At 71.4% G+C, this 21656-nt stretch carries 15 protein-coding genes; 4 read left to right on the top strand and 11 right to left on the bottom strand.

The features are described 5' to 3' along the window. Positions 1-503: 503 nt before the first annotated feature. Together KALB_RS29610 and KALB_RS29605 are read left to right on the top strand one after the other, a co-directional pair. Positions 504-1880 carry a helix-turn-helix domain-containing protein gene (locus KALB_RS29610; protein ID WP_025359304.1) on the top strand — a complete coding sequence of 459 codons (1377 nt, stop codon included), beginning with the start codon at positions 504-506 and terminating at the stop codon, positions 1878-1880. A gap of 108 nt (positions 1881-1988) precedes the next feature. Continuing rightward, on the top strand, positions 1989-4622 hold the full coding sequence (locus KALB_RS29605) for a M4 family metallopeptidase (RefSeq protein ID WP_148309715.1): 2634 nt from the start codon (positions 1989-1991) through the stop codon (positions 4620-4622). A 43-nt stretch (positions 4623-4665) separates the two neighbouring features. Here KALB_RS29605 and groEL read toward each other — a convergent pair whose 3' ends face one another. The 8 genes from groEL to KALB_RS29565 form a co-directional block, all read right to left on the bottom strand. Beyond that, positions 4666-6957 (bottom strand): chaperonin GroEL, encoded by a 2292-nt coding sequence (gene groEL, locus KALB_RS29600; protein ID WP_025359302.1) that lies wholly within the window; start codon positions 6955-6957, stop codon positions 4666-4668. 3 nt (positions 6958-6960) lie between these two features. Further along, positions 6961-7323, bottom strand: coding sequence for a hypothetical protein (locus KALB_RS29595; protein WP_148309714.1), 363 nt, complete (start codon positions 7321-7323; stop codon positions 6961-6963). A gap of 70 nt (positions 7324-7393) precedes the next feature. Further along, positions 7394-8431 carry a 3,4-dihydroxyphenylacetate 2,3-dioxygenase gene (hpaD, locus tag KALB_RS29590; protein WP_025359300.1) on the bottom strand — a complete coding sequence of 346 codons (1038 nt, stop codon included), beginning with the start codon at positions 8429-8431 and terminating at the stop codon, positions 7394-7396. Then, the gene (gene hpaE, locus KALB_RS29585) at positions 8428-9939 is read right to left on the bottom strand and encodes a 5-carboxymethyl-2-hydroxymuconate semialdehyde dehydrogenase (protein ID WP_025359299.1); all 1512 of its coding nucleotides are present in this window, start codon (positions 9937-9939) and stop codon (positions 8428-8430) included. The genes hpaD and hpaE overlap by 4 nt, the downstream gene beginning before the upstream one ends. Before the next feature lie 2 nt (positions 9940-9941). Continuing rightward, the gene (gene dapA / locus KALB_RS29580) at positions 9942-10886 is read right to left on the bottom strand and encodes a 4-hydroxy-tetrahydrodipicolinate synthase (protein ID WP_025359298.1); all 945 of its coding nucleotides are present in this window, start codon (positions 10884-10886) and stop codon (positions 9942-9944) included. Next, on the bottom strand, positions 10835-11533 hold the full coding sequence (locus KALB_RS29575) for a GntR family transcriptional regulator (protein WP_042220929.1): 699 nt from the start codon (positions 11531-11533) through the stop codon (positions 10835-10837). Before KALB_RS29575 ends, dapA begins: the two co-directional genes overlap by 52 nt. Continuing rightward, positions 11530-12921, bottom strand: a complete 1392-nt coding sequence (locus KALB_RS29570; RefSeq protein ID WP_025359296.1) for a fumarylacetoacetate hydrolase family protein — start codon at positions 12919-12921, stop codon at positions 11530-11532. Before KALB_RS29570 ends, KALB_RS29575 begins: the two co-directional genes overlap by 4 nt. Before the next feature lie 81 nt (positions 12922-13002). Continuing rightward, positions 13003-14439 carry an aldehyde dehydrogenase family protein gene (locus KALB_RS29565; protein WP_025359295.1) on the bottom strand — a complete coding sequence of 479 codons (1437 nt, stop codon included), beginning with the start codon at positions 14437-14439 and terminating at the stop codon, positions 13003-13005. Positions 14440-14579: 140 nt separating this feature from the next. Between KALB_RS29565 and KALB_RS29560 the strand changes: the two genes are divergently transcribed. Continuing rightward, entirely contained in the window at positions 14580-16028 is a 1449-nt protein-coding gene (locus KALB_RS29560; protein WP_025359294.1) for a GMC family oxidoreductase, read from the top strand. On the opposite strand, the gene KALB_RS29555 is transcribed toward KALB_RS29560, so the two are convergent. The 3 genes from KALB_RS29555 to KALB_RS29545 all read right to left on the bottom strand — a co-directional run bounded on the left by KALB_RS29555 (position 15994) and on the right by KALB_RS29545 (position 20238). After that, positions 15994-17121, bottom strand: coding sequence for an HNH endonuclease signature motif containing protein (locus KALB_RS29555; protein ID WP_158510843.1), 1128 nt, complete (start codon positions 17119-17121; stop codon positions 15994-15996). The genes KALB_RS29560 and KALB_RS29555 overlap by 35 nt on opposite strands. 1089 nt (positions 17122-18210) lie before the next feature. Next, the gene (locus tag KALB_RS29550) at positions 18211-19119 is read right to left on the bottom strand and encodes an aldo/keto reductase (protein WP_025359292.1); all 909 of its coding nucleotides are present in this window, start codon (positions 19117-19119) and stop codon (positions 18211-18213) included. Positions 19120-19128: 9 nt separating this feature from the next. After that, positions 19129-20238 (bottom strand): zinc-binding dehydrogenase, encoded by a 1110-nt coding sequence (locus KALB_RS29545; RefSeq protein WP_025359291.1) that lies wholly within the window; start codon positions 20236-20238, stop codon positions 19129-19131. A 79-nt stretch (positions 20239-20317) separates the two neighbouring features. Between KALB_RS29545 and KALB_RS29540 the strand changes: the two genes are divergently transcribed. Beyond that, positions 20318-21613: an amidohydrolase gene (locus tag KALB_RS29540; RefSeq protein ID WP_025359290.1), complete on the top strand. Its 1296-nt coding sequence runs from the start codon at positions 20318-20320 to the stop codon at positions 21611-21613. Positions 21614-21656 lie beyond the last annotated feature (43 nt).

The raw sequence follows: 21656 nt of genomic DNA, 5'->3' as shown, positions 1-21656 counted from the left end.
AAATCGGGGCTGCCTGCACGCCCCGACTACCCCGATTAGGGCCGCCGCGAGGGACCCGCACCAAACCAACCCACGTCACCAACCCGGCAGCACCCCGCACGCCACCCACCCACGCCACACCCCGCACACCGGGACTCGCCCACCCCACACCGGGACTCGCGCCCCGGAACGCGGGACACACCGCACCCCAACCGCCGACACACCGCCCCGCAACGTCGAACACGCCACACCGCAAGCGCCGACACGCCATCCCGCAACGTCCGACACGCGCCACCTACCCCGCACGCCGCCCGCCAACCCCCACACCCACCACCCCCCGCACGTCCCCCACCCACGACACACCCGCACACCGGAACTCACCCACCACGGAACCCGCCCCACCTCAGGACACGCCACCCACCACCCTCACACCCCGCCCAAATACCCAACTTCCGGAGGGCCGACCGGGGCGGGGTGGTCGGGTACGGTCCACCTCGTTGCCCTGCGGCACAACCGGAGGCGCCATGGAGACAGCCCCGCAGGCTTGGGCGGAGTTCGGCAGGCAACTGAGGGTGTGGCGGCGCCGTGCGGGCCTGACCCAGTTGCAGCTGGGACTGCGAATGGGCTACCACAACAGCCTGATCAGCAGGCTGGAGAGTGGTCTGCGCGAACCACAGGCGGGCCTGGCCGACCGGCTGGACGACCTGTTGGGCACCAACGGGGAGCTGTCGGCGATCCTGGCGCACCCGAGCGCCACACCACGGCTGGACCGGGCGCTGTTCTCGCCGATCCCGGCGGGCAACGGGAGTGAGGCGCTGACACCGCTGAACGTGCGGTCCTGGCCCACCCGGCTGCCCGATTGCGGGATCTCCTGTCCTCTGCACGGCAACACGGGCTGTGAGCTCCCGCCCGCGGCCGACGTGCTGGACCTGTTCGCGGGCATCAACCGGCACGGCCTGCCCGCGCTGCCGAGCACGGCGGATCCCGATGTGCTGCACGGCATGACGGCCTTGCTGGCGGGCTGTGAGAAGGCCAGCGCACACCTGGTCGCCACGGAGTTCGTGGACTCGGTGGAGCGGGCGCTGCACCTGGTGGTGCGCTGGGCGGAGACGGTCAACGCGGCGGGCAGGGTGCCGAGGGTCCAGTTGCGGCTGGCGGCGGGCTACGCGCAGATCGCGGGCAGGCTGCGCATGCAGCGCGGGCAGTCGACGATGGGCATGGCCTGGTTCGCGCACGGCATGCGCTGGGCGGAGGTCTCGGACAACCTCACCGTGCGGGCCACGCTGCACACCGACCTGAGCCTGCTGGCGAGACTGGACGGGGATCCCGCCTCGGCGCTGGGCTACGCGCAGGCCCTGGGGGTGCTGGAACCGGGCAGGGCGTGGATGGTCGCGCTCTCGCACCTGTACCAGTCGCGGGCCCATGCGCTCAACGGGCTAGCCGCGCCCTGCCGACGGCACATCTGCCTGGCCCGCAGGAAGGTGTCCCAACTGGACGAACGCGATCTGCTGGAGGCGCCGTGGCTGGCCGGTGCCGACGGTGAGCTGCGGGTGGAGACCGCGGTCGGCGGGGCCCTGCGCGACCTGGCCGCGGTGACCGGTGACCGGGCCACGGGGCGGCAGGCGGTGCACGCCGTGCAGCGGGCACTCGCCCAGTTGCCGCAACACATGCGGGCCACCTACCTGTTGCTGACCCTGCGCCTGGCCGACGCGCACGCCTGCGCCGGCGACTTCGACACCGCCCTGTCGGTGGCCAACCCCGTTGTGGGGGAGGCGATCCAGGCGGACCGGTTCACCCTCAACCACGAGCTGCGCGGGCTGCGCCGCAGGTTGATCGGCCGTTGGGGTGATCTTCACCAGGCCCGCGATCCCTTCGGGGAACCGGGGTTTGCCGGTTTTTGACAGAGCGGGGTGCGCACCCTGTTCGTCCGTTGACGTGGGATTGGCCTCGTGTGACCGTTCGGCCGCTTGAGCCCGAAAAAGAGGCTTCACACCCTGCGAGGAGCCAAGATGAGACGTAGCACGGTGGTGTCAGGCGCAGTCCTTGCCCTGGCCGTGGGCGTGACCGGACCGATGTCGGTGGCCGCACCCGCCGCACCCGCCGGTCCGGCGGCCCAGACCCCGCTGTCCCTGGCGGTCTCGGCCGCCGACCGAGCCGCGGCCGGTGGGCTGGACGCACTGGCCAAGGGGCCCTACGAGCAGTACGACCGGCACATGGTCACCCCGTGGCTCAACGGCCTGTACTCCGTGGCCTACGAGCGCACCTACCGCGGGCTGCCCGTGGTCGGCGGGGACGCCGTGGTGCTGGCCGACGGCCAGGGCACGGTCCGCGCGATGCAGGCGGCCACCGCCGCCAGGATCGACGTGGCCACCACGCCGAGGATCAGCGCCGCCACCGCCGAGCAGACCAGCCGCGCCAGGCTGGCCAGCGTGGACAGGGTCGACTCGCACCGGCTCGTGGTGCAGGTCAAGGACAACACCGCCCGGCTGGCCTGGGAGACGGTGCTGACCGGGCTCACCGAGCACGCGCCCAGCCACCTGCACGTCTTCGTGGACGCCGCCACCGGCGCGGTCCTGGACCAGCAGGACGACGTGAAGGCGGGCACCGGCACCAGCAAGTGGAACGGCCCGAACCCGCTGGCCCTGTCCACGACCAACTCCGGTGGCAGCTACTCGCTGAAGGACCCGCTGCGCCCCGGCCTGCAGTGCGCGGACTACAGCACCGGCACGGTGTTCACCAAGTCGACCGACACCTGGGGCACCGGCAACCCGACCAGCAGGGAGACCGGCTGCGTCGACGTGATGTGGGCTGCCCAGCAGGAGTGGGACATGCTCAAGAACTGGCTGGGCCGCAACGGGCACAACGGCAACGGCGGCAGCTGGCCGGTCAAGGTCGGGCTCAGCGACGTCAACGCCTACTGGGACGGCTCCAGCGTGTCCATCGGGCACAACAACGCCAACGAGTGGATCGCCTCGATGGACGTGGTCGGCCACGAGATGGGGCACGGCCTGGACCAGTTCACCCCGGGCGGCACCAGCAGCGAGTCCGGGCTCGGTGAGGGCACCGGCGACATCTTCGGCGCGCTGACCGAGGCCTACGCCAACGAGCCCGCACCCTACGACACCCCCGGCGACTACCTGGTCGGCGAGATGGTGAACCTGGTCGGCAACGGGCCGATCCGCAACATGTACAACCCCTCGCTGATCAGCAACGACCCGAACTGCTACTCCTCGTCCATCCCCGGCACCGAGGTGCACGCGGCCGCTGGCCCGCTCAACCACTGGTTCTACCTGCTGGCCGAGGGTTCCAACCCCGGCAACGGCAAGCCCACCAGCCCGACCTGCAACAGCTCCACCGTCACCGGGGTCGGCATCCAGAACGCGGGCAAGGTCTTCTACGGTGGCATGCTGCTCAAGACCAGCGGCATGAGCTACAAGAAGTACCGCACCGCCACCCTGTCCGCGGCCAAGGGCCTGGACGCGACCTGCGAGCTGTTCAACCGCACCAAGGCCGCGTGGGACGCCATCAGCGTGCCCGCGCAGACCGCCGACCCGACCTGCACCAGCAACCCGGGCAACGACTTCTCGGTGGCGCTGAACCCGGCCTCCGGCAGCGTCAACCCCGGCGCCTCGGTGACCTCCACCGTGTCCACCGCGACCACCAGCGGGTCCGCGCAGTCCGTGGCGCTGTCGGCCTCCGGCGCCCCCAGCGGGGTCACCGTCTCCTTCAGCCCCACCTCGGTCACCTCCGGCGGCAGCTCCACGATGACCGTGGCCGCCTCCGCCAGCGCCGCGCCCGGCAACTACACGATCACCGTCACCGGCACGGGCAGCGCCACCCACACCGCCCAGTTCACGCTGACCGTCAACGGCAGCAACCCCGGCAACGACTTCTCCATCGCCACCAGCCCGACCTCCGGCAGCACGGCAGCGGGCGGCTCGGTGACCACGACCGTGTCCACGGCCACCACCAGCGGGTCCGCGCAGTCCGTGGCGCTGTCCGCCTCGGGTGCGCCCAGCGGGGTCACCGTCTCGTTCAACCCGTCCTCGGTGACCTCGGGCCAGTCCTCCACCGCCACGGTGGCCGCGGCCGCGAGCACCGCACCCGGCACGTACACCATCACCATCACCGGGACCGGATCCGCCACGCACAGCACCACGTTCAGCCTCACGGTGACCGGTGGCGGCGGCTGCACGGCGGGCCAGCTGATCGTCAACGGCGGGTTCGAGAGCGGCACCAGCCCGTGGACCGCGAGCTCCGGCGTGGTCGACAACGACAGCTCGCAGCCCGCGCACAGCGGCTCGTACAAGGCCTGGCTGGACGGCTACGGCCGCACGCACACCGACAGCGCCGCGCAGACCGTGACGGTGCCCAGCGGGTGCACCAGCGTGAAGCTGAGCTACTGGCTGCACATCGACACCAGTGAGTCGGGCAGCACCGCCTACGACACGTTCAAGGTCCAGGTCAACGGCACCACGCTGACCACCCTGTCCAACGCCAACGCCGCCGCGGGCTACACCCAGCGCACGCTGGACCTCGGCGCCTACGCGGGCAAGGAGGTGACGGTGACCTTCACCGCCACCGAGGACGCCAGCCTGCAGACCAGCTTCGTGGTCGACGACGTCACCTTGCAGGTGAGCTGATCGCACGCTCTCGGGGGACGGTACCGCCGTCCCCCGAGGGCGCTCAGCCGAGCATGATGAAGCGTGCGGCCAGTTCCGCGGCACTGGTCACGGCCACCCGCAGCACCCCGGCGGAGTCGATCACCCCGCTGTCCGGGCCGCCCGCGAAGGACTCGGTGTGCACGTCGAACCCACCGGTCGGTGGTGCGGTGGTGAGCCGCTCGGCCTCGATCCCGCCGTTGACGGCGTTCTGCAGCAGGGGCGCGCGCAGGGCCGCGGCCACCGCCGCCCAGCCCGCGGTCTCGTCGGGGTCGGCCAGGCCCGTGCCGGACAGCGCCTCGCCCGCCAGGAACAGGGCGACCCCACCGCCCGCGACCACGCCCTCGGCGATGGCCGTGCGCATGGCCAGCACGGCGCGTTCGGTCCGGGACTTGCGCTCGGCCAGTTCGGATTGGGTCAGCGCCCCCACGGTGATCGCGGTGACGCCCCCTGCCAGCTGGTCCAGCCGCTGCTGCAACTGCGGGCGCTGCTCCGGCGGGGCCTGTGCGAGCTGCCAGTTGACCAGGCTGAGCCGTTCCGCCAGCCGGGGGTTCTGCCCCGACTCGACCACGATGGTGGTCTCGTCCCTGGTGACGACCACGGTCCGCGCGGTGCCCAGGTGGTCCAGCTCCACCTGCGCCAGGTCGGCGGCCGAGGCCACGACCACCGCGCCGGTCACGGCGGCGATGTCCGCCAGCCACTCCACGTGCTCGGCGCCGCCCGGGGCACGCACGGCCACCGACTTGAAGGTGCCCCGGACCTTGTTGACCACCAGGGTCGACTGGGTCTCGCCCACCACCTCGGTGGCGATCACCAGCAGGGGCTTGCCGCTCTGCATCACCTTCTCCAACACCGGCACCAGCTCGGCGACACGGTCCAGCACGTCGGCCACCAGCAGCACCCGCGCGTCTTCCAGCACGGCCTCGCGGCGCTGGTCGTCGGTAATGAAGTAGGCCGAGGTGAACCCGCTGCCGAAGCGGATGCCGCCGACCTCGCGGGTGGCCAGCGCGATGTCGTTGCTCTCCTCCACGACGATCGCCCCGCTGCGGCCCACCCGGGACAGGGCCTGTGCGATCAACGTGCCGATCTGGCCGTCGGTGGCCGAGCTGGTGGCCAGCCGCTCCACGTGGTGCATGGTCGCCAGCGGGGTGGCCATCGAGGCCAGCAGCGCGCAGGCCCGCGTCGCGGCCTGCGCCACGCCCCGCCGCAGCCGGATCGGGTGCGCCCCGGCCCGCATCGCCTCCAGCAGGCGGGTGACCATGGCCTGGGCGAGGACCACGGCGGTGGCCGCCCCGTCCCCGGCGCCGACCCGCACCTGCTGCACCAGGTCGCGCACGTAGCCGGCGCCCAGCTCGTAGCGCGGGTCCTCGGCGCGCAGCGTGCTGGTGATCAGCGCGGTGTCGCTGAGCTCCACGTAGCGGCCGTGTTCGTCGATGACCGCCACGCGGCGGCCCAGCGGGCCCAGGGTGCGGCCCACCGGTTCGGCCGCGGCGCGGATGCCCCTGGCCACGGCGATCTGCGCGGCGCTGTAGGTGGCCGCCCGCTTCAGGTCCGGACCGGCCGAGTTGTGCGGCTCGCCGACCACCCCGGCCCTGGCCACCCGCAGCCCGGGCCCCGCGTCGTAGGCGAAGTAGCGCGGGGACTGGTCGGGCCGCCGCACGCGCACGGCGTCGTGCACGTACTTGAACAGCTCCTCGCTGTCGATCCAGCCGTCCCCGTCGAGGTCGGCGTCCCCGGTGGACAGGCCCTGTACCAGCACGTCGGTGAAGATCGAGGACTGTGGGGACTCCACCGCGAGGGTGTCCTCCTCGTAGGCGTACTCGTAGGCGTTGGAGGCGGTGAGCACCACGTAACCGTGGTTCTCGTGGTTGTCCAGCACCTCGTCGCGGGCGGCCTTGAAGCCCTCCACGAAGGCCCCGCTGAAGCAGCAGTCGAGCAGCAGCAGCTTGCCCGCGGCCAGGCAGTCCTCCAGCTGCTCGTTGACGAAGGAGCGGGAGATCGCCGAGCCAGCGGGCCGGTCCTGCACGGTGTTGGTGGTGGCGAAGTACAACCGCCGCTGCGGGGTGGTCACCCCGTGGCAGGAGAAGTACAGCAGCACCATGTCCTCGCGGGACCGGTTGGTGGTCAACGCCTCGATGCCCCGGCGCACCTCCAGGTCGGTGCCGTCGCGCAGTACCTCCACGGTGTCGAACGCCCCGACCGCGGGGTCCAGTAGCAGGGCCGCCAACCGGGTGACGTCCTGCTCGGGCCCGCGCAGGCGGGACAGCCGGGTGTCCTCGTACTCGCCGGTGGCGACCAGCAGCGCGTGTCGGCCCATCGCTCACTCCCGCCCGGCGGAGTGCTCGCGCAGCCAGGTCTCGACCACCTGGCGCTCGGTGCGCGCGCCGGCGCCGTCGATCCGGAGCCGGTCCTGGCCGGAGCGCAGTTCGATGCTGCGGGCGCTGCCCCGCTTGACGAAGGCCAGCAACACCGAGACCAGGGCCCTGATCGCGCTGGGCGTGGTGAGCCCGGCGACCACCAGCGCCCCGATCGTGGTGGCCGTGTCAGACTTGGCCCCGGGTTCGGCGGGCGTGGAGACGGGCCGGGCGTCGACCCGGGCCCCGCCGTGCAGCTCCCGCAGCAGCGAACTCGTTGCCGCGGCAAGGTTCCCGTCCGCTTCGAGGACGATCTCGATCTGGGTCACGGACTGCACTTCGCCGCCCTGACCCGGATCGTGTCGCCCCGGCGGGACACGATCCGGTCACGGCGGGGCGCTACACCTGCTCACCCAGCTTGAACTCCGTGGACCTGGTGTAGGAGAAGCCGTCGGCGCCGATGGTCACGTCCATCTCGCGGGCGTCGGTGCGGGCCACCAGCGGGCGCGGGGCGCCGTCCAGGTCGAGCACGGGGGAGGCCTCGGTGTACCAGCTGGGCACGACGGCGTTGCCCCACCAGTCGCGGCGCTGGTTGTCGTGCACATCCCAGGTGATCACGGGATTGTCCGGGTCCCCGGTGTAGTAGTCGTGGGTGTAGATCTCGATGCGGTGCCCGTCGGGATCGCGCAGGTACAGGTAGAACGCGTTGGACACGCCGTGGCGGCCGGGTCCGCGCTCGATCATGTCCGACTGGCGCAGCGCGCCGAGGTGGTCGCAGATGTGCAGGATCTGGTGCCGCTCGTGGGTGGCGAACGCGATGTGGTGCAGGCGCGGTCCGTCGCCCCCGGTCAACGCCACGTCGTGCACGGTGGGCTTGCGGAACATCCAGGCCGCGTACACGGTCCCGTCCGAGTCCTGGATGTCCTCCGACACGCGGAAACCCAGGCCCTCGTAGTACTTCCGGGCCGCGGGCACGTCGGGGGTGTTGAGGTTGAAGTGGTCCAGCCGGGAGATCGCGCCCGCCCCGTGGGTGTCGTAGCGCTGGGTGAACCGCTCCACGTGCACCGCCTCGTGGAAGAACTCGATCGGGAAACCGAGCGGGTCCTCCACCCGCACCGCCTCGCCGATGCCCAGCGTGGCACCGGGTTCGCGCCGCCGCACCCGTACGCCGAGCTCCCGGTAGTACGCCTCGGCGAGGTCCAGGTCGGCGGGGGTGCGCACCCGGTAGCCCAGCACGGCCAGCGCGGGCACCGGGCCGCGCCGCAGCACCAGCGAGTGGTGCAGGTACTCCTCGAACGCGCGCAGGTGGATCGTGTCGGCGTCCTCGTGCGTGACGACCAGCCCGAGCACGTCCACGTAGAAGGCCCGTGAGGCTCGCAGATCGCTGACGACGAACTCGGCGTAGGCGCAGCGGATCACGTCTGGGGCGGTGCTCATGCCGAAGTCCTCTCGCTGGTGCCGAATCGCGCGGTGTGCACCTCGCCGAGCGTGACGTGCACGGCCTGCTGGTGGGTGTAGAAGTCCAGTGAGCGGTAGCCGCCCTCGTGGCCGAGGCCGGATGCCTTGACCCCGCCGAACGGGGTGCGCAGGTCGCGGACGTTGTGCGAGTTCAGCCACACCATGCCCGCCTGCACGGACTGCGCGAAGGTGTGCGCCCTGGTGAGGTCGCTGGTCCACACGTACGCGGCGAGGCCGTACCTGACGGCGTTGGCCAGTTCCAGCGCCTCCTGCTCGGTGTCGAACGGGGAGATCGCCACCACGGGACCGAAGACCTCCTCCTGGAAGATCCGCGCCGTGCGCGGCACGTCGGCGAACACCGTTGGCGCCACGTAGTTCCCGGTCGGCAACCCCGCGGGACGGCCGCCGCCCGCGAGCAACCTGCCCTCCGACTTGCCCAGTTCCACGTAGTGCATGACCTTGGCGTAGTGCTCGGGGTGCACCAGGGCGCCGACCTCGGTGGCCGGGTCGTGCGGGTCGCCGACCACGATGTTGGCGGCGCGCTCGGCGTAGCGGCGGCAGAACTCCGCGTAGACCGGGCGCTGCACCAGGATCCGGCTGCCCGCGGTGCAGCGCTCCCCGTTGAGCGAGAACACGCCGAACAGGGTGGAGTCGATCGCCGCGTCCAGGTCGGCGTCGGCGAAGACCACCGCTGGCGACTTGCCGCCCAGCTCCATGGACATCGCCTTGAGCGAGTCCGCGCAGTTGCGGTAGATCAGCTGCCCGGTGGTGGTCTCCCCGGTGAACGAGATCAGCGGCACGTCGGGGTGGCGCACCAGCGCGTCACCGGCCTGTTCCCCGATGCCGTTGACCAGGTTGAACACGCCATCGGGCAGACCGGCCTCCCGGAAGATGCCCGCCCACAGGCCCGCCGACAGCGGGGTGAACTCCGCGGGCTTGAGCACCACCGTGCAGCCCGATGCCAAGGCGGGGGCCAGTTTCCAGCTCTCCAACATGAACGGGGTGTTCCACGGGGTGATCAGCCCGGCCACGCCGACCGGCTTGCGGTGCACGTAGTTCAGCTGGCGGCCCGGCACCTGGTAGACCTCGTCGGACTGCGCCACGACCAGGTCGGCGAAGAAGCGGAAGTTCTCCGCGGCGCGCTGGGCCTGGCCCAGGGCCTGGGTGATCGGCAGGCCGGTGTCGAAGGTCTCCAGCTCGGCGAGCCGCTTGTCCTGTGCCTGCACGGCATCGGCGATCCGGTTCAGGATCCGCGCCCTGGCCCTGGCCTGCATGCCGGGCCATTCGCCGCTGACGAAGGCCGCGCGGGCCGCGGCCACGGCCCGGTCGACGTCGGCCGCCTGCCCCGCCGCGGCGAGGGTGTAGGGCTGGTTGGTGACGGGATCGAGCACCTCGAAGGTCTCGCCGCCCACGCTGTCGACGAACTGCCCGCCGATGTAGTGCGGCAACTTGTCCGGCAGGTCCGCCGGGACGTGGTGCGCTGCCATGCTCAGTTGCCTCCAACGGTGAAGCCGTCCACGGGTGTGAGGTACTGCTCGCCCTGTGCCAGCAGGGTGGTGATGCGCTGCCGCCCGGGTTCGGTCGGCGTGATCAGCGGAGGGCGCACGAAGCCGGAGGCGAGCAGCCCGCGCTGCTGTAACACCCACTTGCCCGGCGCGGGATTGGTCTCCACGAACAGCAGGTCCACCAACGGGTGCAGCCCGTAGTGCAGCTCGCGGGCCCGCTCCAGGTCACCGGCCTGCCAGGCCTCGTAGAGCTGCGCGCAGGCCGCGGGCGCGATGTTGGCCGTGGCGCTGACGAATCCGGCGCCACCCAGTGCGAGCAGTGGCAGGCACAACAGCTCGATCCCCGACCAGACAAGCAGATCACGGCCACACAGGTGCAGCACCCGCGAGAAGTGCTCGAAGTCCTTCGTCGTCTCCTTGATGCCGACGAAGTTCTCCAGGTCCGCGTAGAGCCTGGCGACCGTCTCCGGCGCGAGGTCCACGGCGGTGCGGCTGGGCACGTTGTAGGCGATCACCGGCAGGTCCGGGAAGCTGCGCGCAACCGTGCTGTACCAGGTGTACAGGGCCTCCTGGGTCGGCCGGGCGTAGTACGGGGTGATCACCAGCACCGCGTCCGCACCGGCCTCCCGCGCTGCGGCGGTCAGCTCCAGGGTCTCGTCCAGCTTGGCCGAGCCGGTGCCCGGCACGAAGGGCACCCGGTCGGCCACGGCCTGGGCCACCACGCGGATCGCCTCGGCGCGCTCGTCCAGGGTCTGCGCCCCGGGCTCGCCGGTGGACCCGCCGAGCGAGATCCCGTGCGTGCCCGAGGCCAGCTGCCAGTGCACCAGGTTCGCCAGCCCCGCGTGGTCCAGCTCCCCGTCCGCGGTGAACGGGGTCATCAGCGGCGCGATCGACCCCCGGATCTGCCGGGGGTCAGAGCGGAATCGCATGGGTTCTCCTTGTGGTCCAGGAAGGCTCGCAGGGTGGCCAGCCGGTGCTCGCGCACGGCCAGTTCGACCTCCAGCGCGGGCGCGCCGCGCGCCACCAGGTCGAGGATCTGCTCGTGTTCGCGCACCGACTCGTGCGCGCGTCCGGGCACGAAGCTGAACGTGGAGGTGCGCAGCGCGGACAACCGGTTCCAGCCGCGGTGCACCAGGTCCAGCACGTGCGGGTTGGGGCAGTGCGTGAACAGCGCCTCGTGGAACTCCCGGTTGAGCGCGGTGAACCTGTTCGGCTCGAAGTGGTCTAGGCAGCTGGTCAGCTCGGCGTTGATCTCCCGCGCCCTGGCGAGGGACTCCGGGGCGCACAGCGGGGCGGACAGCGCAGCCGCGTACCCCTCCACCAGCGCCAGGGCCTGCATCGTGTGCTGGTACTCGGTCTCGTCCACCATGGCCACCTGGGCGCCCACGTTGCGCTCGAAGGTGACCAGGCCCTCGGCCTCCAGCAGCCGGACCGCCTCCCGCACCGGAACCGCGCTGACCCCCAGCTCCTGGGCGATCTGCCCCAGCACCAGGCGGTAGCCGGGGGAGTAGCTGCCGTCGGCGATGCGCTGCTTGATCCAGTCGTAGGCCAGCCGGGACTTGCTCGGTGCGGTCATCGCTCGTACCTCGCCCGCCACGCGGGGTTCATCGGGTACAGGCCCTCCACCGGCTCACCGGCGGCCACCTGCTCGGCGATGAACACCTCCTGCGCCTCCTGGGACATCGCGTCGGAGACCAGCTCCTCGACCAGTTCCGGCGGGATCACCAGCACCCCGTCCGCGTCCCCGACGATCACGTCCCCCGGCCGCACGGACGCGCCGCCGCAGGCCACCACCTCGTCGACCGCCCAGGGCACGTGCCGCCTGCCGAGCACCGCGGGGTGCGCGCCGCCGTGGTAGGTCGGCAGCCCCAGCGCGGTCACGGCGGCCAGGTCGCGCACGCCGCCGTCGGTGACGATGCCCGCCGCGCCGCGGACCTTCGCCCGCAGCGCGAGGATGTCGCCGACGGTGCCCGACGTGCGGTCCCCGCGTGCCTCGATCACCAGCACGTCATTCGGCTCCAGGGCGTCGAAAGCCCGCTTCTGCGCGTTGTAGCCGTTGCCGTGCGAGGAGAACAGGTCCTTGCGGTACGGGACGTACCGCAGCGTGCGCGCCCGCCCGACCAGCCGCGCGCCCGGCTGGGTCGGCGTCAGGCCGTCGATCGACACGTGGTCGTGGCCCCGCTTGCGCAGTTGCGCGGACAAGGTCGCCGTGCTGACACTGCTCAGCCGGTCCCGCAGTTCCTCGGTCAGCACGAACTCCGTTGCCGTGCCCCAGGCTTCGGCGCGCTGGTGCTCGTCCACCCGCGGCTGCGCCCCGTACGGCCCGAGCGGTTCGGTCCCGGCCACGATCGGCGTGCGCAGCCGTCCGGTGCTCAGCCCGTCGCCGTCCACCTCGACCTCCACGGTGTCCCCGGGGCCCACCACGGAGGCGCCCGCCGGGGTGCCGGTCAGCAGCACGTCCCCGGGCTCCAGCGTGATCAGCTGCGTCAGGTCGGCGATCACCCGGTCGAACGGGAACAACAGGTCGGCGGTGGTGTCCTCCTGCACCAGCACGCCGTTGACCCAGGTGCGCACGCGCAGCCTCCTCGGGTCCAGTTCGGCCGCGGGCAGCACGGTGGGCCCGAGCGGGGTGAAGCCGTCCCCGCCCTTGGCGCGCAGGTTCGAGCCCCGGTCGGCGTGCCGCAGGTCGTAGACGCCGAAGTCGTTGGCCGCCGTCACGCCCGCCACGTGCGACCACGCCTGCTCGGGCGTGATCCGCCGGGCCCTGCGCCCGATGACCAACGCGATCTCACCTTCGAAGCCGAGCAGTTCGGTGCCCGCGGGGCGCTCCAGCGGGGTGCCGTGCTCGGCCACGGAACTGGGCGGCTTGAGGAAGTACGAGGGGTGGGTCGGCGTCCGGCCGCGCTGCGCGGCCCGCGAGGGGTAGTTCAGGTGCAGCGCGATGATCTTGCCGGGGGTGTTCATGGCCGGTGTCCTGCCTGGTCGGTGAACATATCGCAAAAGATATATGATCTGGAGGTGTGGCGAGCCCTGCGCCCGGCCGGATCAGTAGCCGTAGTGCAGCCAGACGGACTTGGTCTCGGTGTAGGCGTCCAGGGCCCACGGGCCCATCTCGCGGCCCCAGCCGGAGGCCTTGTAACCGCCCCAGGGCGCGGCCATGTCCGGGATCGGCGGCATGTTCACGAACACCGCCCCGGCCCGGATACCGTCGGAGAGCCGTTGCGCGGTGCGGATGTCGCGGGTCCACACCGTGGCCGCCAGGCCGTACTCGGTGTCGTTCGCCCTGGCCAGCACCTCCTCGACCTCCTCGTACGCGGTCACCGCGAGCACCGGCCCGAACACCTCCTCGCGCATGATCGTCATCTCGTCGGCGACCCCGGCGAACAGGGTCGGCTGGTAGAAGTAGCCCGGCCGGTCCACCGGCTGCCCGCCGGTCACCAGTTCGGCTCCCTGCGCGCGCCCGGTCTCCACCAGCCGGTGCACGTGCTCGCGGTGCCGGTCCGACACCAGCGGCCCCAACTGGGTCGTCTCCTCGATGCCGGGGCCGATCCTCAGCCCGGCAAGGCCGCTGGCCATCTTGTCCACGAACTCCTGCTCACGCCGCCGGTCCACGTAGAACCGGGTGTAGGCCGCGCACACCTGGCCCGCGTTGAGCGTGGACCCGGCCAGGTTGCCCGCCACGGCCGCGTCGATGTCCGCGTCGGCCGCGATCACGCTCGGCGCCTTGCCGCCCAGCTCCAGGGTCAGCCGCTTGAGGTTGGACCTGGCGCTGGCCGCGGTGATCAGCCTGCCCACCGCCGTGGACCCGGTGTAGGACAGGTGGTCCACGTCCGGGTGCTCGCTCAGCATCGCCCCCACGGCCCCGTCCCCGGTGACCAGGTTGACCACCCCGGGCGGGAAGCCCGCCTGCTCGCACAGCTCCACCAGCCGGATCGCCGTCAGCGGGGTGACCTCGCTGGGCTTGATCACCACCGTGTTGCCGGTGGCCAGCGCGGGCCCCAGCTTCCAGGTGAGGATCATCAGCGGGAAGTTCCACGGGGTGATCAGCGCGTTCACCCCGATCGGCTCGCGCCGCGTGTAGTGCAGGGTCTCGGGGTGGGACACCGGGTTGGTGCTGCCCTGGAGCTTGGTCACCCAGCCCGCGAAGTAGCGCAGGTGCGCCGCCGCCCCGGCCACGCTCAGCCCGCGCGACACGCCGATCGGCTGTCCCTGGTCACGGGTCTCCAACTCGGCCAGCTCCGCCTGGTTGGCCTCCACCAGCTCGGCGAGCCGGTACAGCAGTGCCGCCCGCTGGACCGGCAGCAGCCCCGCCCACTCCGCTGCCCCCAGCGTCCTGCGGGCCGCCGCCACCGCACCGTCCACATCGGACTGAGTTGCCGTGCCGACCTGCTCGATCACCTGCCCGGTCGCGGGGTCGGTGGTGGGCAGTGCCCCGCCGGAGGCCGCGGTCCACTGTCCGTCCACGAACAGCCGTGTGGCCATGCCGCGCTCCTCCCGGTCCGACTGCATGCCATCGAGTATCGGCTCGCGTGCCCTGCTCGGTCTTGTCCCAGCGGGCACGCCGGTTGTCCGACAGCGAAGAGAACCCGTACGGAGCAGCGGGTCACTGACAGTCTGGTCACATGGACGTGATCGTGGTGGGCGCGGGTTCAGCCGGATGTGTGCTCACCCGGCGGCTCGTTGACTCGGGCGCCCGGGTCGTGCTGCTGGAGGCCGGTGGGCCCGACACGAACCCCGCCATCCACGACCCCGCGCGCATGGGCGAGCTGTGGCACGGCCCCGAGGACTGGGACCACCACACCGTGCCGCAGCCCGGGGCCGCCGGACGCCGACTGCACCTGCCGCGCGGGCGTGTGCTCGGCGGCTCCCACTCGCTCAACGCGATGATCTGGGTCCGCGGCGCCGCCCAGGACTACGACGGCTGGCAGATGCCCGGCTGGCGCTGGCGCGATGTGCTGCCCGTGTTCGAGCAGATCGAGAAGGGCCCGCTGGAGATCGTGCGCAACGAGCCGCTGCACCCCGTTCAGCGGTCCATTGTGGACGCCGCAGTCGAACTCGGCGTCCCGTACAACCCCGACTACAACTCCGGAACCCTCGACGGCGTGTCCGTGCAACAGGTCACCATGCGGGGCGGCAGGCGCCTGAACACCTGGATCGCCTACGTGCTGCCCGTGCTCACCCACCCCAACCTGACCGTCCACACTGGAGCTCGGGTGCACCGCCTGCTGATGAGCGGGACCCGGGCCACCGGCGTGCTCGTGGAACTGGACGGCCACCTGCAATCACTGCACGCCGACCAGGTCGTGCTCGCCGCCGGTGCCCTCGCCTCACCCGCGATCCTGCTGCGCAGCGGCATCGGCCCCGCGCGGGAGCTCGCCGCGCTCGGCATCGAGGTGGCCGCCGACCTGCCCGGTGTCGGCCGGAACCTGCACGACCACCTGCTTTCGCCCGTCATCTTCACCACCGACCTGCGCGAGGTGCAGCCGCCCACGCCCGGCCGTTCCGTCACGCAGACCCACCTGTTCTGGCGCAGCCGCGCCGGGCTCGAGGTGCCCGACACCCAGCCCATCCATTTCAGTGTGCCCATGTACGAGCCGTGGATGACCGGCCCCGACACCGGGTTTTCCCTGATGGCGGGCATGATCACCCCACACAGCCGTGGCTCGCTGCGCCTGTCCGGCCCCGAGGTGGACGACGAGCCCCTGATCGACCTCGGCGCCCTCACCGAACAGGCCGACCTCGACAGCCTCGTCGCCTCCGTCGCCCAGTGCCGCGCCATCGGCCGCTCCTGGGCCCTTCGCGGCGAGTGGGGCGCCCGCGAGCTCTACCCCGGCCCCGGCGAGCGCGACATCCGCTCCTACGTCCGGCGCACCGCCATCACCTACCACCACCAGGTCGGCACCTGCCGGATGGGCCTGGACGACCAGTCCGTGGTCGACCCCCGGCTCGCCGTGCACGGCATCACCGGCCTGCGCGTCGCGGACGCCTCGGTGATGCCTCGCGTCATCAGCGGCAACACCAACGCCCCCGCCGTGCTCATCGGCGAGCAGGCCGCCCAGTTCTTCGTCTGAGCCAGTTCGGTGGTGTGAATTCCGGCCGTCCGTTGGTGATTCGTACTGTCCAGCCGCTGTGGTGGATGAGTCTGTGGTGCGTTCCGCAGAGCAGTACCAGGTTGGTCAGTGCGGTGTCTCCTCCGTTGGCCCAGTGGGTGATGTGGTGCGCGTGGCAGGTGCTGGGTCTTATTGTGCAGCCGGGGAAGGCGCAGTGCCTGTCCCGGATGGTCAAGGCTCGTCGGATGCTGGGTGGCACGGTGTAGCTGATCCGTCCGATGTCGAGCGGTTCGGAGTTGCTGCCCAGTACTGCTGGGAGTACTTTCGCGTCGCAGGCGAGTCGGCGGATCGCTGATGGGGCGAGTTCGGTGGTGCCGAGCCCGGTCTGGAGTGTTGTCAGCGGAACTGTCACCGCGATGTGCGGGCGTTCTCCGCCTTCGGTGGGTGTGGTGCTGGTTTCCAGTAGTTCCGCGAACGCGTCCCCTTGCCGTTCGGGCAGGGTGCGTGTGTCGTGGGCGTCGTGTGGTTTCGCCAGCGGGCTGAGGATGGCCCCCAGCAGTGCGCCGGTCTCCGCGTCCAGGCACCCGTGGAACCGTACTGATCCGTCCCGCCGTGTGTCGTACCGGAACTCGCGTCGGGGATGGGCGAGTTCGTCCTCGCTCGGTAGCGCCCCGTCGGGGTCCAGCCGGTTGACGATCTCCCGGCCCAGCGGCACCAGGTTGGAGGCGTCCAGTGTCTGGGCGGCTGCTGCCAGGACCTCCACCGCGTGTCCGCGCTCGGTCTGATCCACGTGTGGCGGCAACTCCCGCAGCACCCGGTCGATCACCGACAACTGCTCCGGCTCCAGTGGAACTGCCACCGGAACACCAGCGTGCGCGATCCGCTGCCTGGCTTCCTTCTTGCTCACGCAGAGCACACCACGCAGCAACTCCGCCAGGCTCGGATACCCCACCCGCTCCGCCACACCCCGCGCATCCGCCTCCGCGACCAACCCCAACACCCGTGCATACGCTTGCCGCAGAACCACCTCCGCGTCCTGCAACTCACCCAACAGCTCCGCATCACCCAACCGCCACAACCCTGCGGCAGGCCGAGTCTCCACGAATGCTGTCATACCAACAATTCTACTCCCGAAATCGTCCCAAAACCGTTGCACACCAATGGCTACCCATGTGGGTGACCACATCACAACCGAAGCCGGGCCAGTCGGCGGGACTCGCCCACCCCGAACCGGGACTCACGCTCCCCACAGCGCGACTCGCGCCCCGGTCAGCGGGACTCACCCACCGGAGCCCGGGACTCGCTTGCTGGAGAGGGGGACTCGCGCTCCTCAGAGCGGGACTCGCGCTCCGGTCAGCGGGACACGCCACCTCACACCCGCCAACACACCGCACCGCAACACCGAACACGCGGCACCGCAACGTCCGACACACCACCCCACAACCGCCAATACGCCGCCCCGGTACACCGAACACACCATCCCGCAACCGCCGACACACCACCCCGGAATGCCGAACACACCGCACCGCAACGTCTGACACGCCGCCCTGGAACACCGAACACGCAGCACCGAAACATCCGACACACCGCCCCGCAACGCCCGACACGCACCACCAACCCCCACGTGCCGCGCCCCGCCAACCCCACGCATACCCCCCCACCAACCCGGGGTTGGTTTTGTGGGGGTAGCGGCGGCCTTACGCTGGCTGGCGAAATCGGGGCTGCCTGCACGCCCCGACTACCCCGATTAGGGCCGCCGCGAGGGACCCGCACCAAACCAACCCCACACCCCCAACCCCGACACACCCCGTGTGCACCCCGCAAACGCCAACACACGGCAGAAGCCGGGACTCGCCCACCGGAAGGCGGGACTCACCCGTCCCAGAGCGGGACTCGCGTACCCCAGAGCGGGAATCACCCACCGGAACCCGGGACTCGCGCACCCCACACCGGGACTCGCGCCCCTCTGCCCGGGACTCACACCCCGCACGCCAGCACTCACTCTCCCCACCCCGGGACACGCCGCCCCGAAACGCCGAACACGCCGCCCGCAACGTCCGACACACCACCCCGAAACGCCGAACACGCGGCACCGGAACGTCGAACACGCGATACCCGAACACCGAACACGCGGCACCGCAACGCCGAACACGCACCACCGCAACGTCCGACACACCACCCCCCAACCGCCGACATCCACCCTCTACGGCCCCTCGGGATCCACGACATCCCGGTCTGCCCAGAGGGGTTCGACCGCGGCGCGCAGCTCCGCCGCGCCGACCCGGTTCACCAGGTCCACGGCCTTCAGGTTGTCGGTGAGCTGTTCGGTGCTCGTCGCGCCGAACAGGGTGGTCACGTTGGCGGGGTGCGTCAGCGTGAACGCCAGGCAGAGCTGCGCCGGGGTGGCGCCGAGTTCCCCGCTGATCCGGCGTACCTCGGCTGCGGAGTCGGTGATCCGCTGCCGGATGCCGCCGGGGTCGCGGCCCACCTCGCGTGAGCTCTTGCCCAGCAGCACGCCGCCCTCGAACACGTCCGAGGACTGCAGGCCCACACCGAGCTCGAAGACGCCCGCGAACGGCTCACCGTCCGGAATGGACCGTCGGGCGAGGCTGTACTTGAGTTGCGCGAGGCACGGCCCGGCAACGCCTTCCGCCGTGGCGTGGGTGTGCAGCTCGCGGATCGTTGAGGCAGACCAGTTGTTGACGCCCCAGCAGTCGATCAGCCCCTCGCGGTGCAACTCGGCCAGGTCGAGGACGAGCTGCCGCAGGTCGGTGTCGGAACGCCGCAGGTCGCCGAGGACGACCAGGTCGGCGTGCTCCACACCGGCCCGGAACAGGGCGTTGACCAACTGCGCGCGCAGCGGGTGCTCGGGGTAGCCCTCCAGCCAGAGCTTGGCCGAGAGCTGGTAGTCCGAGCGCTTCAGCCCGGCCGCGCGGACCATCGCCGAGAACAGGACGTCGGTGAACACCGGGGCGCTGCCCGGGAACCCGTACACGCCCACGTCGTACCAGGTGATCCCGGCGTCCACGGCGGTGCGCAGCATGGTCACCGCCTCGCGGAAGTCCATGCGGTCGTAGGTGTGCCACGAGCCGAGCGCGAAGGGAACGGTCATCGGTCGCTCCTAGGGGAGTCGGGGGTCGATCACTGCCTTGAGCTCGCCGTACCGGGACATGGACTCGACGCTGGCCGAGGCCCCGGACAGGCCGACCGGCTCGCTGAACAACTCCTGCCACGGCATGCGGTCGGCGAAGGTGCGGAAGAACTCCACGGAACGGTGGTAGTCGCCGATGTCCCCGTTGAGCGAGCCGACCACCGTCAGCTCCTTGCCCATCACCGAACCCAGCGGCACCGGGCTGGGCCTCGGCCCGGTTGAGCCGACCACCGCGACGGTCCCGCGCTGGGCGGCGTAGCCCACCGCCTCCTCGCCAACGCCCGGCCCGCCCGCGAAGTCGAACACGTGGTCCGCGCCGCGCCCCTCGGTCAGTTCCAGCACGCGGGCGAGCCGGTCGGCGGGCAGCAGGTCCACCGACACCGTCGCGCTGGCGCCGAACCGCTCGGCGATGGCCAGCCTCCTGCCCGGGCCGCCGACCGTGATCACGGTGCCCGCGCCGTTGATCCGCGCCACGGCGGTGGCGAACACGCCGAGCGCGCCCGCGCCCTGTATCACCACGCTGGCCCCGGGCCGGATGCCGCCTGACCGCGCGATCGCGCGTAGCACCGTCTTGCCCGCGCAGCCCGACATCGCCGCCCAGGTGTCACTGATCTCCTTGGGTAGCAGCAACTTCGCGGCACCCGGTGTGACGTAGCAGTAGCTGGAGAGCCCACCGGTGGCGTACGGGGGCTGGTCCGCGCGCTGGCGGAAGCCGTAACCGCGGTCCGCGCAGGCCACCGGCTCGCGCAACACCGTGCAGCCGTAGCAGTGTCCGCAGGTCGACTCCGACCAGCCGATCCGGTCGCCGGGGGAGAGGGGGCGGCCCAGGGCGTCCACGACCCCCGGCGCGGCGGCCACCACGACGCCGACCATCTCGTGGCCCAGCACCAGGGGCAGCATGCCGGGCAGGTTCATCTGCCCGGACCACAGGTGTACATCGGTGCCGCACAGGGTGGCGCAGGTGATGCGGACCAGTACCGCGCCGGGTTCCAGCTCGCGGGGCAGCGGCAGCTCGCGCAGGACCAGCGGACGTCCGTGCTCGGTCAGCACCGCGGCGGAGGTACTCGTGGGCAAGGGCATCGGGTCTTCTCCTTGCTGGCAAGCGGAATCCGTTTAGTCTACGCTCGTGGAAGAAAAAGTCCAGGCCGGGGAGGAACCCTTGTCCGCAGACCTCGTCGTGCTCGGCGGCACGGTGCACACCTTCGACCAGCGCGACCGCGTGGTCACCGGCCTGGCCGTGCGATCGGGCCGGGTGCTCGCGGTGGGCGAGGTGCGCAGGCACATCGGACCGGCGACGCGGGTGATCGACCTGGGTGGGCGCACCGTGCTGCCCGGCATCAACGACTCGCACCTGCACGCGGCGTGGATGGGCGCGCGCTGGCCGCACACCCTGTTGGAGGACAACGAGTTCGTCGAGCCCGAAGTGACCGATGTGGACAGTGCACAGGAGGCGATCCTGCGGGCTGGGGACGTGTGCGCCGCGCTGGGCATCACCAGCTACACCGAGCCCGGACTGGGGCCGGGGGAGACCGGCTGCTTCTCGCAGACCGTGCTGGAGCAGTACGCCTGGCTGGCCGCCCGCAGGCTGCTGCGGGCACGGGTGACCGTGCTGCGCCTGTTCGGCCGACTGGACGGTCCGAGCACCCTGCCCGACTTCGCGCGCGGGCTGCTCACCCCGCCGCCGCGCGCCGACCCGAGTTGGCTCGCCGTCAACGGGGTCAAGATCTTCGCCGACGGCATACCGCCGATGCGCACGGCGTGGACGCACCACTGCTACCCGGACGGCAGCAAGGGAGCGCTGCTCGTGCAGGGTGTCGACGAGGCCGACCGGGCCGCAAACCTGCGCATGATGGTGGAACTGGCGCACCTCGCCGGGGTGCAGGTGGGGGTGCACGCCACCGGTGAGCGCAGCGTCGAGGCGGTGCTGGAGGTGCTGGCCGACCGGCCCGGGGGCCGCCACTACATCGTGCACGGCGACCTCGTGACCCCCGATCAGCTCAGGCGCATGGCCGCCGCGGGGATCGGGCTCACCGCGCAGCCCGTCATCGCCGCCGCCATGACCGGGGCGGTGGCCGAGGCGCTGGGGCCCGAGGTGGCCGCGCGGGCCTGGCCGCTGGCGGAGGCGTTCGACTCCGGCCTGCCGCTGACCCTCAGCAGCGACGCACCCGTGGTGACCCCGGACTGGCGCGTGCACCTGGCCTCCGCCGCGGAGCGGTTGGGCAGCAAGGGCGTCGACCCGGACCTGGTGCGCAGGCTGCTGCGCTGCTGGACGACCGCCGCCGCCTACCAGGACGGGGCCGAGGACTGGAAGGGCAGCCTGGTCCCCGGCAAGGTGGCCGACTTCTGCGTGCTGGCCGCCGACCCGCTCACCCTGCCCGCCGCCGACCTGCCCTCGGTGGCCGTGCTGGCCACGTTCGTCGGCGGGCGGCAGGTCTTCGGCGCCGAGGTGGCGTGAAGGTGGCTTTCACTGCGTCCAGCGCAGTGAAAGCCACCTTCAC

It is taken from the genome of Kutzneria viridogrisea DSM 43870 (assembly GCF_000525635.1).
Lineage (GTDB): Bacteria > Actinomycetota > Actinomycetes > Mycobacteriales > Pseudonocardiaceae > Kutzneria > Kutzneria viridogrisea.
This window is presented reverse-complemented; position numbering and strand designations above follow the sequence as displayed.